This window comes from Colwellia sp. PAMC 20917 (genome assembly GCF_001767295.1).
Taxonomy (GTDB): domain Bacteria; phylum Pseudomonadota; class Gammaproteobacteria; order Enterobacterales; family Alteromonadaceae; genus Colwellia_A.
In genome coordinates, this window is sequence record NZ_CP014944.1 from 3,415,335 (window position 1) to 3,431,453 (window position 16,119).

Sequence of the window (16,119 nt, forward strand, 5' to 3'; positions counted from 1 at the left end):
TAGCGATTATTTTCAATGAATAATGCTATAGTATAAAAATGAACGTAATGATAAATTTTATACATTTGTAGTGCTTATGACACAAATAGAACAGCCTTTATACCCTAAATTATCATCCATTTATAATAAAATTATGCAATTAGCTATAGCGATTGTCTTTATTGTCGTACTAATGAATCTATGGATATACAGCCAGACACAAAATAAGCAAACTATCGATCAACATTTTTATGATGTTGGTCAGCAGTATTTGCAACAAGCTTCAGCAGGTTTATCTGTATTAATCACCGAGGTTAACACGAAAGAGAGTCGACAATTACTGCAAAACTACGTTGATGAATTGCAACTGGCCGAGGTAATAAAAGAAATTCATCTCTATGATTTATCAGGGCAATTAATTATTAGCAGTCAAAATTCAAAAAGTGTTAAAGCTCTTTTTGGCCTGTCTGAATATAAATTAAATAAGAGTGAATTCGCCGTGCCTTTCGTTAGTGAAATCCGTAAAGAAAGATTAATTGGCTACGTTCGCTTAACCCTAGACAAAAACTATTTAACCACTAAGTTATTAAAAAATAACGATCAACAGTTTACGCTGTTACGTTTAATGATGATAATCGCTGGCGTTGTTGGCTTTCTGCTTACCAGAGGTCTCAACCGATTTAGTCGTCAGGGGTTTAGATTAGTTGATAAAGATAAAAGGCTGAGTTAAGTCGGCATCATTTAATGGAGCTAGTTAATCCATTTTATCGCTGAGCCAACTGAAAGAGGGTTGAAATATTATCTTCAATTTTTTCGGCTATTTCCTCTTTGCTCTCTTGGCGCAATTCGGCTAATTTTTCAAAAACATCAATAACACGCAGAGGTGAGTTATCTTCGCCTTGAAAACCATTTAGCGGCATCGAAGGTGCATCTGTTTCTAATACTAGGCTACTCAAAGGTAAGCGCTTAATGGCTTTTATTGTTTTCTCCGCTCTAGGGTAGGTGATTGTGCCACCGATGCCTAACTTAAATCCCAAATCTATATATTGGCAAGCCTGCTGGTAGCTTCCTGAAAAAGCATGAATAATACCTCCTCGGGAAACTTTTACTTGTTTTAATAGTGTGATCGTTTCGTTGTGCGTGCGCCGGTGATGAACAATAATCGGCAGTTGATGCTGTTGTGCAAGGTTAAGTTGGAATTCAAAAAATAACATTTGTTGATTAATATTATCTTGCTGCTTTGCGATAACGCCATCAAGCCCAGCTTCGCCAATTGCAATTATTTGCGTTTTATTCTCTACTATTTTTTGCGCTAAGTCATCGAGATTTTTTTGCGCTAATCCCTCTAAAAACCAAGGATGAATACCTAAGCAAGCAAAAACATTGCAACCACTTAAAGGTTGGTTTTTATTATGGTGGGCTAAGCTTAAAACATTTTGCCAGTTATCTGGTCTAACGGCAGGAACAATAATTTGATGAATACTTTCTTTTGCACATTGCTCAAGCAGTAAATTTGTTGAAGCACTACCTTTAGGGGTAAAAGCGTTGAAATCTAAATGACAGTGGCTATCGGTAAATTTCATAAAATAATCGACTTTACTTGAAGTGAAAATAATGGATGTGTGAAATTATAGCTTATCTAAAGTTCAGCTTGGTGATTACTGTCTTAGCTTTGCTGCTCTTTTTTCCAAAGCGCCAAGCACATTTTCTAATTTAAAATGCTCAATAAATTTTGGCTCGGGTTGTTGCTCTCTTAATAATATATCGGCTAGATAAACTGCTTGTGCGATACCAAATGATTTTTTTAAGAGTTTTTCCGGCTGATGATGCATAACTACCGCCTCAATTAAATGATAAGAAAAGCTCCACAGGTGTAGGAGGTAGCCACCGACATGGTTATGATCTGTGCCAAATATTTTTTGCTCTAAGGCATTGTTGTTGGCATTTTTAAGCCGATATTGAAAATATGTTTTTGTAAGTGTTGGGTCCATCTCAAATAGTACAATTTTACCAATGTCGTGCAATAAACCCGCAAGTAGAGCATCTCGCTTAAGTTCTACTTTCACCATTGAAGCGGCCAAGCGGGCCGTTGATAAACAGTGTAGTTGTTCTTTAATCAATGAAAAGTCAGCAATGTCGGGTTCATAAGAAAAAAGTTCAGCAGTCATAACAATACAGCAGAGTGTTTCTAGTCCCATACGTGTTATTGCTTCGCTAATGTCGTTGATTGGCTTACCTTGGTTCATAAAGGAACTATTGGAAAACTGTAATACTTTAGCGGCTAATGCTGGGTCTTGAGAAATTATCTCTGATATTTTTTCTGAATCGGTATTACTTTCTTCTAAAATTGCATTGAGTTGTAAATAGATTTTGGGTGGGCTTGGTAAGGTTTTAACTTTGGCAACGACCTTGATAATATGATCTTTGGTGATCGCTTTATTATTATCGCCAAGGGCTTTGATGGTTTGATGAATATTTTCAACATTAAGCGGCAATGCGTAAGTGTAATGGCAATTATTAGCGGCTTGACCATTAAGCTGGCTCTGTGCGATGTTATCACTAGTAATTGCTATTCGTATCATAGCAGGATGTTTAATTGCTATGGCTTTAAGAAGATCTAAGCCACTTATTTGTCCTAAGTCCAATACACTAATAATAGCGTCAAATTTATATTTTTTTAAGGCTTTCAGGGCATGTTTGCCGTTATCAACATAAGCGGTTTGGCAAGGACCATTATAAAATTTCTGCTTTAATGGCAAGAGTTTTTGGTCTGTATTATCAACGATTAGCACTTTCATTTATTGACACATCCTACCTTAATACTTGCCATATGCTGAAACTATTTCAATTTTTTGGCATTGCCCCTTAAGTAAACAAGGGCTAATGCCATCTATGCTTTTATGGAGACTACATGCGTTCCATAACGTCAATGCCAAGAATATCTAAGCCTTGTTTTAAGGTCTTAGAGATACTTAAACAAAGTGCTAAGCGAGACTGTTTTACATCTTGGTCAATACCCTCTTTAAGAATAGGGCAAGCTTCGTAGAAGCTCATGTATAAACTCGCTAACTCATATAAATAATTACACAATAGGTTAGGCATAGATTCGCTAATGACCGCATCTAGCACTTCTTCGAGCTGGAGTAATTTTAACGCTAAGGCTTTTTCTTGTGGTTCAATAATGGTGATATCAGCGCTAAAGTTTACTTGTTCAATTTTTGCCTTGCTGAAAATACTTTGAACACGTGAATAAGCATACTGCAAGTAAGGAGCCGTAGCGCCTTCAAAACTCAACATGGTTTTCCAGTTAAAAATATAGTCGCTGGTTCTATTTTTAGATAAATCAGCAAATTTAACCGCACCAATACCTACTTTTACTGCAATTTCATTTAGCTTATCTTCAGGATAATCTGGATTTTTTTCTTTAATGACCGCTTTTGCACGAACAATGGCTTCATCAAGTAATTCTGCTAATTTTATAGTACCGCCAGTTCTGGTTTTAAATGGCTTACCATCGTCACCCATCATCATACCAAACGGGCAGTGATCATAACCAACATGTTCTGGCAGTAACCCTGCTTTACGCGCTACAATTTCTACTTGTTTAAAATGTAAGCTTTGACGGGCATCGGTAAAAATAATGATACGGTCAGCTTTTAGTTCATTGCTACGGTAGCGACAAGCAGATAAATCTGTGGTCGCATATAAATAGCCGCCACCGGTTTTTTGGATGATAAAAACGGGGGCATCACCGTCTTTATTCGCCATTTCATTAATAAAAACCACTTTTGCGCCTTCGCTAACTTCAGCAATACCCTTAGTCATTAATTCATCAACAACCCTGGGTAAATCTTCGTTATACGCACTTTCGCCCATGATATCGTCGCGGGTTAAGGTAACATTAAGTTTTTGATAAATATCTTCACTGTGGGCAATAGATATATCAATGAATAATTTCCATAAGACTAAGCAATCTTTGTCGCCACCTTGCAGTTTTACCACATAATCACGAGCACGGTCAGCAAATCCTTCTTCGTTATCAAAACGTACTTTTGCTTCACGGTAAAAGTTTTCTAAATCAGAAAGTGCAGTTTCAGCAACTTCATTGGCATTAAGTTTATCGCTTAAATGCGCCAATAACATGCCAAATTGTGTGCCCCAGTCACCCATGTGATTCTGGCGGATGACTTTGTCACCACGAAACTCTAATGCACGTACTACGGCATCTCCGATAATGGTTGAACGTAAGTGGCCAACATGCATTTCTTTGGCGAGGTTTGGCGCTGAATAATCAACAATAACTGTTTGTTTTTTGTCTTCTTGAGTGGCACCACGCTGGGTTACACCTAATTTTTCATCGTCAGTCATTTTAGCAAGTTGAGCGGCTAACCATGATTTGTCTAAATGAATATTAATAAAACCCGGTCCCGCTAACTCTATTTGGTCAGCAATACCCGCTAAATCTAAGTGGTTAACAACGGTGGTCGCTAATTCGCGTGGGTTCATTTTCAGTTTTTTAGCTGCACCCATAACACCATTCGCTTGGTAGTCACCAAAATTAGGGCGACTTGACAGGCTTACCGCTGGGTTAGTGCCTTCAGGCAATCCAGCCAAAACCATGGCCGCAGATACTTTTTCACTTAGTAATTGCTTAATATTCATTTTGATCTCTGTTTTCTTATAATAGAAATTATTTGCTCATTTTTTGCAAGTAGATGGCATTTTAGCAAAGCGTTTATTACTTTTTATTGGTCAGTTTAGTTGACTAAATGAGCCAATAAAAAGTATCAAACAACGCCGATAAAATGCCTACTACGCAGAAAAATTTAGTGTTCTCGGGTCTTGTGGAACTGAATGTCAGGATGACGCTCTTGTGCCAAATTCAAATTCACCATAGTCGGCGCAATATACGTTAAGTTATTACCGCCATCTAGTGCTAAATTGTCATAAGCTTTTTTACTAAATTGCTCTAGTGTTCTTTCATTATCACAAGTACACCAGCGCGCAGTTGCTACACTTATCGGTTCGTATATAGCGTCAACTTTATATTCAGTTTTTAAACGTTGTACAACGACTTCAAACTGCAATACACCGACCGCGCCAACTATCATCTCGTTTGAGTTAAAAGGTCTGAATACTTGCACAGCACCTTCTTCTGAAAGTTGTATTAAACCTTTTTGTAATTGTTTAGCCTTTAATGGATCACGTAAACGAATACGACGAAACATTTCAGGGGCAAAGTTTGGAATACCACTAAATTTCATCATTTCGCCTGAAGTAAAGGTATCACCGATTTGAATACTACCGTGGTTATGTAAACCGATAATATCGCCGGCGTAGGCTTCTTCTACATGTGCACGGTCTCCAGCCATAAACGTTACGGCATCGGCAATTTTTACATCTTTGTTAATACGTACTTGACGCATTTTCATGCCTTTTTCATACTTACCTGAACAAATACGCATAAAAGCAATACGGTCACGATGTTTTGGATCCATGTTCGCTTGAATTTTAAAAACAAAGCCAGTGAATTTTTCTTCTTGAGCGGTTACTTCTCTAACATCAGTTAAACGAGGTAAGGGTTTTGGTGCCCATTTAGTTAAACCATTAAGCATATGGTCAACACCAAAATTACCTAAAGCCGTACCAAAGAATACTGGCGTTAGCTCACCCTTTAAAAACTCTTCCAAATTAAATTCATGTGATGCACCCGCAACCAGTTCTAATTCTTCACGTAAATCGTCAGCATAAGTTCCAATGACCTTATCTAACTCTGGGTTATCAAGCCCTTTGATAATTCTTTCTTCTTGGATCATATGGCCAAGTCCTGACTTATATAAAAATATTTCGTCAGTTAAAATGTTATAGACACCTTTAAATTCTTTACCCATACCAATCGGCCAAGTAATAGGGGCACATTTTATTTTCAGTACATCTTCTACTTCATCCATAACTTCCATAGGGTCACGAACATCACGATCCATTTTATTCATAAAAGTAATGATGGGCGTATCACGTAAACGGGTAACTTCCATTAACTTAACAGTACGTGCCTCAACACCTTTAGCTACGTCGATAACCATTAAACATGAATCAACCGCGGTGAGTGTTCTGTAGGTATCTTCTGAAAAATCCTCGTGACCAGGTGTGTCCAGTAAATTAACTAAACAACCGTTATAAGGAAATTGCATTACAGAGGTCGTGATAGAAATACCACGCTCTTTCTCCATTTCCATCCAATCAGACTTTGCATGCTGGCCTGACTTCTTACCTTTTACCGTGCCAGCTCGTTGTAAAGCCTGACCAAAAAGTAATACTTTTTCAGTGATGGTGGTTTTACCCGCATCAGGATGAGAGATAATTGCGAAAGTACGTCTTAGATTGACTTCATTAGCCTGTAGCGTTGTCATGTTTTAAAAGTTCTCTTTGGTGTACATGCTGATGCACATAAAATGCTTTTTTTAAATACTGAAAGGACATGTGAACAATCCTAAATTTTGCGCGCATTGTACCATAAATATAAATAGCCGCATTAGGGGACTGTCTTTAAATGATTATTTTTAGCAAGAATCCTAGACATTAACACTTTTTATTTTGTTATTTGATTAAGTGGCAAGTGATCGTGCAGATAATAATTATTTGATTGGTTATTTTTAAGGTTGATATTCAATAATAAAGTCAATAAAAGCTCGCTTTTTCTGAATTTAATAAAAACATCAATAGTCATATTATTTGAAAGTCTTGATCAAAATCAATATCTCACTTTCGAGTATAAGATAAATTACGCTTGAGTAGAAAGTCTGAAATACGACGTAAAAATAACGAGATAGCATGGTTGATTTAGCTAGAAGAAATTTTTTTAAAGCAAAAAAATTAACAACCGCTCCGGCAATCAGATTGCCTTGGGTGCTCAATGAAACCACTTTTATTGCTGGTTGCACACAGTGTGGTGAGTGTTTAACGTCTTGTCCTGAAAATATCATCCAAAAAGGTGATGGCGGCTTTCCTGAAGTTAACTTTTTAAAAGGAGAGTGTACTTTTTGTCAAGCGTGCGTTGAAAGTTGTCAACAGCCACTTTTTGCTGAACGCGCACTGGCTTCAGAAATTAATGCTTGGGATTTAGATATCTCCATAAAGGGCGATTGCTTAGCAGTTAACGATGTGTTTTGTCAAAGTTGTCAAGAGTGCTGTGAGACAGAAGCTATATCTTTTAAATATATAAATTCATCAGTACCACAACCCCAGATAAAACTTAGTGACTGCACAAATTGTGGGGCCTGTGTTGCTATTTGCCCGCAATCATCTATTGAATTAACACCAAAAAAATTCTGTGGGTGAGCAACCCACACACACTAATAGGAGAGTTATATGAGCGCTCTTGAACAAATGATTTGGAATATCTTAGGGTATTCATCGATGCCTGTTATTTTTTTAGCTGGTTTTGCCGGTACCGCTTTAGTCGCTATCGCGCTTTTAAAAATGTTAGGTATTAAGCCGGCTGGGGAATAATCATGATCAATCTACTCGAAGAAAAACCTATTAATATTGCTGGTGTGCTTTTTGTTGCTCAGCCAAGTAATACCACCAAAGTGGCCAAAGAACTTGGCGGGTTTCCTGGCGCTGAAGTGCATGAAATTGCTGATAACGGTTCTATGGTGGTTACCATAGAAGAAAATGATTTAAACAGAGGTGAAAAAGGCAAAGGCCTTATTAACACCATTACAGATATGAGTAATTTACCGGGTGTGATCTCTTCATCATTGATTTTTCATCATAATGATTATGGGCTACCACAACATCAAGGGATAAAGGTATGACATTAACAAGACGTGATTTTATAAAAGCGAACGCCATTGCAGCAACTGCTGTCGCTGCGGGCATTGCTGTGCCATCTTCAGCTTCAAACTTGCTGACTAAATCGTCGGATACCACCATTAAATGGGATAAAGCCCCTTGTCGTTTTTGTGGCACAGGTTGTAGTGTGCTTGTTGGAACACAAGAAGGAAAAGTGGTGGCGACTCAAGGAGACCCTCAAGCAGAAGTTAACAAAGGCCTCAACTGTATTAAAGGTTACTTTTTATCCAAAATTATGTACGGTAAAGACCGATTAACTCAACCGTTATTACGGATGAAAGACGGTGTTTATGCCAAAGACGGTGAGTTTACACCGGTAAGCTGGGATACCGCCTTTGATGTTATGGCTGAAAAATTTAAAGCTGCTTTAAAGAAAAAAGGACCGACCTCTGTTGGTATGTTTGGTTCGGGTCAGTGGACTGTTTGGGAAGGTTATGCCGCTTCAAAATTAATGAAAGCGGGCTTTTTAACCAACAATCTTGATCCTAATGCTCGTCACTGTATGGCGTCAGCTGTGGGTGGTTTTATGCGTACCTTTGGTATCGACGAACCTATGGGTTGTTATGATGATTTAGAGCACGCCGATGCCTTTGTACTTTGGGGTTCTAATATGGCGGAAATGCATCCTATTTTATGGTCGCGTTTAGCTGATCGTCGTTTAAGTCATCCTCATGTAAAAGTAAACGTATTATCAACGTATAAGCATCGAAGTTTTGAACTTGCTGATAACGGTATGATTTTTACACCACAAACAGATTTAGCGATATTAAACTTTATTGCTAATTATATTATTCAAAATAACGCCGTTAACGAAGATTTCATGAAAAAGCATGTCAATATTCGTGAAGGTGTTACTGATATTGGTTATGGTTTACGCCCTTCTCATCCATTACAAAAAGCGGCTAAAAACCCTGACAGTGGCGCATCTAAACCGATGAGCTTTAATGACTTTGCTAAATTTGTTAGCACTTATAGTATTGAATATACGTCAAAACTTTCGGGCGTTTCTGAAGATAAGTTATTAACACTGGCTAAACTTTATGCGGATCCTAAAGTTAAAGTGACTTCGTTTTGGACGATGGGTTTCAATCAGCATACTCGTGGTGTTTGGGCAAATAATCTTATGTACAACGTGCATTTATTAACGGGTAAAATATCTGAACCGGGTAACAGCCCGTTTTCATTAACCGGACAGCCATCAGCCTGTGGAACGGCTCGTGAAGTAGGGACTTTCTCACATAGATTACCTGCCGATCTCGTTGTTAAAAATCCTAAACATAGAGCGATAGCTGAAAAAATATGGAAATTACCTGAAGGTACTATTCCACCTAAACCCGGTTATCACGCCGTTCTGCAAAATCGTATGCTTAAAGACGGCGAATTAAATGCGTATTGGGTTATGTGTAATAACAACATGCAAGCCGGACCAAATATCAATGAAGAAGGGATCCCTGGCTATCGTAATCCAGAAAATTTCATTGTCGTTTCAGACCCTTACCCAACGGTAACCGCACAAGCCGCTGACTTGATTTTACCTACTGCTATGTGGGTAGAAAAAGAGGGAGCTTACGGCAATGCAGAGCGCCGTACACAATTTTGGCATCAACAAGTAAATGCGCCAGGTGAAGCGCGTTCAGATTTATGGCAAATAGTTGAATTTTCTAAACGTTTTAAAATTGAAGAAGTATGGCCTGAAGAATTACTTGCCAAGAATCCTGAATACCGTGGCAAAACTATGTTTGACGTGCTTTATGCAAACGGTAATGTAGATAAATTCCCGATGAGTGAATCCAAAGGTGATACTAACTTTGAAGGTGATTATTTTGGTTTCTATATTCAAAAAGGCTTATTTGAAGAATATGCAACCTTTGGCCGCGGACATGGTCATGATTTAGCCCCCTTTGATCGCTATCACGAAGAGCGCGGCCTGAGGTGGCCGGTTGTTAATGGTAAAGAAACTAAGTGGCGTTTTCGTGAGGGGCACGACCCTTATGTAGAGAAAGGCAGTGAAGTGCAGTTCTATGGCCATAAAGATAAAAAAGCCAATATATTTGCCTTACCCTACGAGCCAGCGGCAGAGTCACCCGATGAAGAATTCGACTTATGGCTGAGTACCGGTCGTGTTCTTGAACATTGGCATTCAGGCTCTATGACTGCGCGCGTGCCTGAACTTCATAAAGCATTTCCTGATGCGGTGTTATTTATCCACCCTGACGATGCTAAAGCAAGAGGTTTACGCCGTGGTGATGAGGTGCTGATTGAATCTCGTCGAGGTGAAGTAAAATCTCGTGTTGAAACTCGTGGCCGTAATAGACCCCCGAAAGGTTTAGTTTTTATGCCTTGGTTTGATGCAAAACAATTGGTTAATAAGTTAACCCTAGATGCTACCGATCCTTTGTCTAAACAAACTGACTTCAAAAAATGTGCGGTAAAAGTGAAAAAAGTCACTGTTTAGCACTAATTAAATTTAGTTAATCTACCGGGTAGAGGTAAAAATGAAAATATTATCAATAATAATGATAACAGCCAGTTTAGCCATGGCATTAAGCGTACAAGCTTATCAAGAAGTAACGTCAGGCGGTTTAGAGACTATTCGTGGCATAGCTAAAATTAATGAAACCAAAAGTGCAGAAGCGCTTAAACGTGTCATTAAAGATAAAAACCCTATTCAGCGCAATTATGTGCATCAACCACCTGTTGTGCCTCATCAAATACGTGGTTATCGGGTCAATAAAGACAGTAATAAGTGTTTAACTTGTCATGGTTGGAAGTATGCGAGAGAAACTGGCGCAACCAAAATAAGTTTAACGCACTTTGAAACACGTGACGGTAAAACACTGTCAGATGTTTCTCCGCGTCGCTACTTTTGTTCTCAATGCCATGTTACACAAGCTGATGCACCTGAGTTGGTTGATAATCTTTTTAAACCCGTTGAATCGTTAGGTAATGATTAAAGATTGGTTTAACTAAACGTAATTTAGGGGATTAACATGACCAAAAAATCAAAAATAAAAAGCTTACTTTCGTATTTAAAGTCGCCAAGCAGTGCCGCCTTATGGTTTATTTTAGCTATCGGCTTTGCTGGCGGTGTTATCTTTTGGGGGGATTTAATACCGCGCTTGAAGTGACCAATACCGAAGAGTTCTGTATTAGTTGTCATGAAATGGAAGATAATGTTTATGAAGAATACAAAGAAACGATTCATTACTCTAACCGTTCTGGCGTTCGTGCTACTTGTCCTGACTGCCATGTTCCCAAAAAATGGACACATAAAATTGTTCGTAAAATTGCGGCGAGTAAAGAAGTTTGGGGCATGCTTACTGGCTTGATCGACACGAGAGAAAAGTTTCAAGATCATCGCCGCGAATTGGCTGAACGTGAATGGAAACGCATGAAAGAGAATGATTCACTGGAATGTCGTAACTGCCATAACTTTGAGTACATGGACTTTTCAGAACAAGGTAATCGCAGTGTTAAAATGCATTCAAGTGCACTGGCTTCTGGCGAAAAAACCTGTATAGATTGTCATAAGGGTATCGCCCATGAATTACCAGACATGAAAGGTGTTGAAAACTGGTAGTTTACTGACTTTACGTGAATAGCTTAAACGCTTATTGGTGAAACTGTGATATGTAAAAGCCTCTTTAATTGTCATGATTAAAGAGGCTTTATTTTGTTTCGTGTATGATAGATTTAACTCTTATCGCTCTGATTATTGCAGCAGATTTTTTACTGAACTCTATTAATTGGAAACTTATTTATGCCTGTTTTATTAGGTATTAGAGCACTTTCTTCATGACGATAGCGTCTTCATAACCGAAACCAGAGGCACTTGGGTAGTAACCTGTTCTTCTGCCAGTTTCAATAAAGCCATTATTGATATACATCATTTGAGCACTGATGTTTTTTGCCCGAACTTCTAACCAAATAACGGTATTGTTTAGTTTTTTTGATTGCATAAAAAAGTGTTCTAGTAATGCTTTACCATAACCTTTGCCCTGTAGTGTTGGTAATACACAAACATCCATTAACGTTGCTTCACCAGCGACATGCTCGCCAATATAAAAACCCACTAACTCATTATCTACTTGTAAGTAATGACCATAATAGCGCGCGCCAATACAGCCGTTAAAGGTTTTTTCACTCCATGGGTGAGAGTGACAAGCATTCTCTATAGGGATTAGTAAGTCTACGTCGTTGCTTGATATTTTATGGTAGCTAAAAGTCATATTATTGAATTTCTTGTAGTTTTTGCCAAAGTGTTTGTTTTAATAGCGGAGAATTTTTCAAAACGTTAATCGACGGGGTAACCAAGTGATGCTTTGTTAGTGATATATCAGTCTGTTCACTAAATTGCCAGGTTAATAAACCTATCGATAAGGCGTTATTATTGCAACTTACTTCACCAATGGAGCAACCTAAAGAGTGCAGGATGTCGGTAAAGATATGAGTATCAACTAATGTAGCAAGTTCAATGTCTAGATAAAGAGGATGGTCGCTATTGTTCGTTTTTTTGCTATTTTTTAACTGCCAAAGTTCAATACCCATAGCCTGCAAGTGCGAAAACTGTCTTTTAGTCATGGTCATAAATTAAGGCGATAAAGCATAGCGTAAGTAAGAAGCACATAATGACAGAATTTTCACTTAATACCAAATATACCCGTTATTATTGGTGGTGTATTAATCCTCTGATTCTAAATTAATCGCAAATTTAAAGATAAAGCCATTGTACTTTATAGCGTTTTTATTTGAGTCATGACTAGTTGTTCTAACTCTTTAAAACTAATGGCTTTACTGAAATAATAACCTTGATACTCCTGACAGTTTAATTGTTGGAGAAATACTAAATGCTCACTTAATTCCACCCCTTCTGCGATAACACTTAAATTTAAATTATTAGCTAAGTTAATAATAGAGCGAACAATACTTTGATCGATTGAAGACTCATGCATTCCCATAATAAACGAACGGTCAATCTTGAGAATGTCGATAGGAAATTGTTTTAAGTAACTTAAAGAAGAAAAACCTGTACCAAAATCATCTAATGAAAGCTTAAAGCCAAGTGCCTTAAGCTGTTGCATGGTTAAAATAGCGATATCTATTTTATCCAGTAACATGCCTTCAGTAATTTCAATTTTTATTCTGGCGGGAGGGATGCCATATTGGTTTAGTTTCACTTTTAAAAGTGCAATAAGGGCTGCTGAGTCAGAAAACATTTTTGCTGATAAGTTAATGGCAATAGGTCCAAAGTCTAACGCTTGTTTTTGCCATAAAGCAACTTGAGCGAAGACCTTATTTATTGCGATTTTATCCAGTTGGTCTATTAGACCAAGCTTTTCAGAAAAAGGAATAAAACTGTCAGGGTAAATAATATTACCGTCCGCTTCAACCCAGCGAATTAAGGCCTCTGCACCCGAGATTAAGCCAGACTTAGTATCAACAAAGGGTTGATAATAAAATTCAAAGGTCTCATCTTTTATTGCTGTGAGTAGCCTTTGTTCTTGCGCTAATTGTTCTGCAACTTCACTGTTCATGCGCTGTTCAAAAAATTGATAATTATTCTTTTTTTGAGCTTTAATATCAAAGATTGCCAACGCTGCTTTTCTTAATAGCTCTTGAGGAACATCAGCATCTTCAGGGTATCGAGTAATGCCAATGCTTGCGGTAACAGGCAACTGGTGGTCATCAAAGGCATATGCAGTGTCAAAACAAGACAGTATTTTCCGTGCAACAGCGATAGCGCCATAATTAGGGTCAGAAAGCTCAACTAAAATACAAAATTCAGCACCATTAATACGTGCAATAACGTCTTTTGGGTATAATACCGCACTTAAACGATGGGCAATTTCACGGATAACTTCATCACCGGCACTATGACCATAAGTGTCATTAATTTTTTTGAAACTATTTACATCAAGTAATAGTACGGTTGGTGATTTGTGAGAGCGCTGGGAGTTCAAAGAAGATTGGACAATCAATTCATGCAGTAGGGTTCTATTAGGCAATTCGGTTAAATCATCGTGGGTAGCAAGCTTACTCAATTGCTGTTGTATTTTTACTTTTTCAGTAATGTCTCTAAACACACCAAGATAATGGATGATTTCATTATTATCGTTTGTTATCACTTCAATCTCTAATTCTAAACTATAAATTTCACCGGTAGATTTTTGATCAAAAAGCTCGCCCAACCAACTACCATGCACCATAGCCTGAGCGCGTAATTTTTCAGATAAATCAGCAGGCTGACCATTTATTTCTGCAAAAACTACCTTTTGACCTATTACTTCAGATTTATGCTTGTGGGTATGTGTCACGTAAGCATTGTTTACTACTTCAATTTCGAAGTCTTTATTGGTTATCCATACCGCATCAGCCGTATTCTTAAAAGCAATAGACAATAACGTCAGCTGTTCTTCATTGGCTCTGATTTCATTATTGTGACGTGTTAAACGTACTTTTTCTTTTCGTATATAATGACGATTTACCGTAAGTAATAAAATGACTAAGGAAAATAGACTAATAACAATCGTCACAATACTTTGAACTTTTGCTGACTGTAACTCTAATGTTTGTAATTGATTTTCAGCTTGTAATAAGTTGATCTTTTTCTGTTTTACTTCTGCTTTATATTGATTTTGTAGGACCCTGATCGATTTTTGCTGTGCTTCGTCATTAAGTTTATTAATTAACAGGGTATGTTTTTCATAAAAATTAAAGGCTTGTTGCCAATTTTTCTGCGCTTGATAAGCTTTGCTGATGCGTTTATAAGTATCTGCTTCAAGTTTTTGAAGTTTGGTCTCTTGATAGTAAAGTAATGCGCGATTATAAATAGCTAAAGCTCGAAGAGGCTCTCCCTGCAGTAGATAAATATCGCCAATAAAGCCTTCTGCACTAATTTGTGATTTTTTATTCTTGGTTGCTGCAGTTAATTGCAACGCTTCTTCTAATTGCTTCTTTGCTAATGTTAATTCATTAATTGTAATGTAGGCCTCGGCGAGACCAATAATGGCACCTAATGTCTGTTTAGGAAAATATTTACTGTCAGGGTGATTAATTGCTTTTTTATAGGATACGATTGCATTCTCAAACTGTTTGAGATCAGTATAATAAATACCTTGATTTGAAATGTTAATGATATAAAGCGCACTGTCGTTAAGCTGTTGTGATATCTCTATAGGTCTCTCTAAATATTTTAAGGCCGCATGAAAATCTTTTTGTGCCCAGCTAATTAGCGATAAATTATTAAGCGCCGCCGCGACACCTTGTAAAGCCTGCAAGTCTTCATATAAACGCAAACTAGTAATAAAATACTGTTGTGCTTGATCATAATCGCCAATTGAGAAATACGAAATACCAGTTAAATTATTAATTTCAGCAACATCTAAGTTGGTCAGGTGGGCATCATCATTTAAAAGACTGTTATTTCTTTTTATTATTAGGTTGTTCATCTGATTAAATAACAGCAAGGAAATCTTTAATGCTGGCAGATGTTGTTGATCATTTTGTAACTCAAGCAGCTGATTTTTTTTTAATAGAAGATTTAATGCTAATAAGGATTTTTTTGAAATGATTTGATTAAGGTTTTTTTTATAGCGGTCTAACCATTTTTGAGCATTAATAGTATCTCCTTGAAAAATAGCATTGTAATGCAACTGATTAATAATTAGTGCTTCAAAGCGCTTGTTTTTAAACGGCGTTACTTGCTCAAGCAGTTTAGTGTAGCTACTTTCTTTTTCTTGAAATGAAATCGACGTATTATTACGGATAGACTGATAATCGGTGTCTAAATTTACTTCGCTGGTTATTTCTGTGGCAACAGCGCTAAATATTATGAAATATAAAGAAAAAAATAATAAATAGGGTAATTTTATTTGGGGCACAGTACTAAAAAGTGTCAAATTATTCCAGTCAGATATTATTAGAAGTAATAAATATATTATAGGTTATATTTTTATTTCTTCACCTAAAAATAAATTATACTTTAATAAGTATAATGACTGCTCTTATTTTTAGAGAACTGAGTTACTATTAAGTTTTCGGTGATTTATAAAGATAGATTATTGGTCATAGCTAGAAATAGCTAAGAAAAAATTGGCAGGGGTGGAGAGATTCGAACTCCCAACCGTCGGTTTTGGAGACCGCTGTTCTACCAATTGGAACTACACCCCTGCAACGGATTCGAATTATACGCAAGCAATAGCAAAGGTAAAGCGCTAAAGTCAAAAAAAATGAAATAAATGACTGTTTGCTTAAAATAACAACATTGCGTTTGTTTTAAACTCAATT

At 37.2% G+C, this 16,119-nt stretch carries 13 protein-coding genes, 1 tRNA gene and 1 pseudogene; 7 read left to right on the plus strand and 8 right to left on the minus strand.

Translation table 11 applies throughout. From position 1 onward, the window contains the following. The first annotated feature begins 76 nt into the window (after window positions 1–76). Window positions 77–709 (plus strand): AhpA/YtjB family protein, encoded by a 633-nt coding sequence (locus A3Q34_RS14620; RefSeq protein WP_070376021.1) that lies wholly within the window; start codon window positions 77–79, stop codon window positions 707–709. Window positions 710–743: 34 nt separating this feature from the next. Here the strand turns inward: A3Q34_RS14620 and A3Q34_RS14625 are convergent, their stop codons facing one another. The 4 genes from A3Q34_RS14625 to prfC all read right to left on the minus strand — a co-directional run bounded on the left by A3Q34_RS14625 (window position 744) and on the right by prfC (window position 6,389). Next, window positions 744–1,562: a TatD family hydrolase gene (locus A3Q34_RS14625; protein ID WP_070376022.1), complete on the minus strand. Its 819-nt coding sequence runs from the start codon at window positions 1,560–1,562 to the stop codon at window positions 744–746. A gap of 75 nt (window positions 1,563–1,637) precedes the next feature. After that, window positions 1,638–2,777: an HDOD domain-containing protein gene (locus A3Q34_RS14630; RefSeq protein ID WP_070376023.1), complete on the minus strand. Its 1,140-nt coding sequence runs from the start codon at window positions 2,775–2,777 to the stop codon at window positions 1,638–1,640. A 109-nt stretch (window positions 2,778–2,886) separates the two neighbouring features. Then, window positions 2,887–4,641 carry an arginine--tRNA ligase gene (gene argS, locus A3Q34_RS14635; protein WP_070376024.1) on the minus strand — a complete coding sequence of 585 codons (1,755 nt, stop codon included), beginning with the start codon at window positions 4,639–4,641 and terminating at the stop codon, window positions 2,887–2,889. Between the two features lie 164 nt (window positions 4,642–4,805). Beyond that, window positions 4,806–6,389, minus strand: a complete 1,584-nt coding sequence (gene prfC, locus A3Q34_RS14640) for a peptide chain release factor 3 (protein ID WP_070376025.1) — start codon at window positions 6,387–6,389, stop codon at window positions 4,806–4,808. A gap of 421 nt (window positions 6,390–6,810) precedes the next feature. Between prfC and napF the strand changes: the two genes are divergently transcribed. From napF to A3Q34_RS14670, 6 genes and pseudogenes are all read left to right on the plus strand, one after another. After that, window positions 6,811–7,317 (plus strand): ferredoxin-type protein NapF, encoded by a 507-nt coding sequence (gene napF, locus A3Q34_RS14645; protein ID WP_070376026.1) that lies wholly within the window; start codon window positions 6,811–6,813, stop codon window positions 7,315–7,317. A gap of 30 nt (window positions 7,318–7,347) precedes the next feature. Beyond that, window positions 7,348–7,488, plus strand: a complete 141-nt coding sequence (locus A3Q34_RS14650; protein ID WP_070376027.1) for a TIGR02808 family protein — start codon at window positions 7,348–7,350, stop codon at window positions 7,486–7,488. A 2-nt stretch (window positions 7,489–7,490) separates the two neighbouring features. Further along, on the plus strand, window positions 7,491–7,796 hold the full coding sequence (locus A3Q34_RS14655) for a chaperone NapD (protein ID WP_070376028.1): 306 nt from the start codon (window positions 7,491–7,493) through the stop codon (window positions 7,794–7,796). Beyond that, window positions 7,793–10,288, plus strand: coding sequence for a periplasmic nitrate reductase subunit alpha (napA, locus tag A3Q34_RS14660; protein ID WP_070376029.1), 2,496 nt, complete (start codon window positions 7,793–7,795; stop codon window positions 10,286–10,288). Before A3Q34_RS14655 ends, napA begins: the two co-directional genes overlap by 4 nt. Before the next feature lie 40 nt (window positions 10,289–10,328). Continuing rightward, entirely contained in the window at window positions 10,329–10,787 is a 459-nt protein-coding gene (locus A3Q34_RS14665; protein WP_070376030.1) for a nitrate reductase cytochrome c-type subunit, read from the plus strand. A gap of 36 nt (window positions 10,788–10,823) precedes the next feature. Then, window positions 10,824–11,413: pseudogene (locus A3Q34_RS14670) on the plus strand (NapC/NirT family cytochrome c). 199 nt (window positions 11,414–11,612) lie between these two features. Here A3Q34_RS14670 and rimI read toward each other — a convergent pair. From rimI to A3Q34_RS14690, 4 genes are all read right to left on the minus strand, one after another. Continuing rightward, window positions 11,613–12,062 (minus strand): ribosomal protein S18-alanine N-acetyltransferase, encoded by a 450-nt coding sequence (gene rimI, locus A3Q34_RS14675; protein WP_070376031.1) that lies wholly within the window; start codon window positions 12,060–12,062, stop codon window positions 11,613–11,615. 1 nt (window position 12,063) lies between these two features. After that, window positions 12,064–12,414, minus strand: a complete 351-nt coding sequence (locus tag A3Q34_RS14680) for a DNA polymerase III subunit psi (RefSeq protein ID WP_197517598.1) — start codon at window positions 12,412–12,414, stop codon at window positions 12,064–12,066. Between the two features lie 152 nt (window positions 12,415–12,566). Beyond that, window positions 12,567–15,731 (minus strand): EAL domain-containing protein, encoded by a 3,165-nt coding sequence (locus A3Q34_RS14685; protein ID WP_070376033.1) that lies wholly within the window; start codon window positions 15,729–15,731, stop codon window positions 12,567–12,569. 194 nt (window positions 15,732–15,925) lie between these two features. Further along, window positions 15,926–16,002 (minus strand) — tRNA-Trp (locus A3Q34_RS14690). Window positions 16,003–16,119 lie beyond the last annotated feature (117 nt).